Origin of the sequence: Curtobacterium sp. B8 (assembly GCF_000333315.1) — a bacterium.
GTDB lineage: Bacteria > Actinomycetota > Actinomycetes > Actinomycetales > Microbacteriaceae > Curtobacterium > Curtobacterium luteum.
This window is the reverse complement of the sequence record NZ_BACW01000407.1, coordinates 1-1,398: the sequence shown is the minus strand read 5'-3', so window position 1 is coordinate 1,398 and position 1,398 is coordinate 1. Positions and strand designations below refer to the sequence as shown.

Sequence of the window (1,398 nt, the reverse complement as noted above, 5' to 3'; positions counted from 1 at the left end):
CGTTGCCCCGCGACCTGGCGATGTCGGTCGCCCGGGGTAGAACTTCGGTGCGGGCAGGGGCTCGCGCCGATTCAAACGACAGGAGTCCGTGTGTCGATCGCGCATCTCGATCCGTCCCCCCGCGACGTCGCCGACCGCGGAGGCATGGAACGGACGCCGCCGCACGACCTCCTCGCCGAACAGTCGACGATCGGCGGCATGCTGCTGTCGAAGGACGCCGTGGCCGACGTCATCGAGACCGCGCGCGGGGTCGACTTCTACATCCCCAAGCACGAGGTCATCTTCGACGCGATCCTCTCGCTGTACTCCCACGGCGAGCCGACCGACGTCATCGCCGTCACCGACGAGCTCACCAAGACCGGCCTGCTCTCCCGCGCCGGCGGTGCCGAGTACCTGCACAGCGTGACGAGCATGGTGCCGACCGCGGCGAACGCGGGCTACTACGCCGCGATCGTCGCCGAGAAGGCCGTGCTGCGCCGCCTCGTCGACGCCGGCACCCGCATCGTCCAGATGGGCTACGCCTCCGAGGGTGAGGTCACCGACCTCGTCAACAGCGCGCAGGCCGAGGTCTACAACGTCGCCGGCGGCGTCCAGACCGAGGACTACGTCCCGCTCACCGACGCCATCGGTGCCGCCATCGACGAGATCGAGGCCGCCAAGGGCCGCGACGGGCAGATGACCGGCGTGCCGACGGGGTTCAGTGGCCTCGACGGCCTGACCAACGGCTTCCACCCCGGGCAGCTCATCATCGTCGCCGCGCGACCCGCACTCGGCAAGTCGACGCTCGCGCTCGACCTGTGTCGTGCGGCCGCGCTCAAGCACAACCAGACCGCCGCGTTCTTCTCGCTCGAGATGGGGCGCGCCGAGATCGCCATGCGCCTGCTCTCCGCCGAGTCGAGCGTCCCGCTGCAGAACATGCGCAAGGGCACCGTCGACTCCCGGGACTGGACGACCATCGCCCAGACCCGCGGCCGGATCAACGACGCCCCGTTCTTCATCGACGACTCCCCCAACATGACGCTCGTCGAGATCCGGGCGAAGTGCCGACGCCTCAAGCAGCAGCACAACCTCAAGCTCGTCGTCATCGACTACCTGCAGCTGATGACCTCGGGCAAGCGCGTCGAGTCCCGTCAGCAGGAGGTGTCGGAGTTCTCGCGTGCCCTCAAGCTCATGGCGAAGGAACTCGGCGTGCCGGTCATCGCGCTGTCGCAGCTGAACCGTGGTCCCGAGCAGCGTGCGGACAAGAAGCCGATGATCTCCGACCTGCGTGAGTCCGGGTCGATCGAGCAGGACGCCGACATGGTCATCCTGCTGCACCGTGAGTCCGCGTACGAAAAGGACACCCGCGGCAGGGTGAGGGCCGACTCATCGTGGCGAAGCACCGCAACGGGCCGACGG

Annotated in this window: 1 pseudogene; it reads left to right on the top strand. The window is 68.4% G+C overall.

The features are described 5' to 3' along the window. Window positions 1-144: 144 nt before the first annotated feature. Window positions 145-1,398 (top strand): annotated as a pseudogene (gene dnaB, locus I59_RS19740) (replicative DNA helicase); the annotation flags it as partial.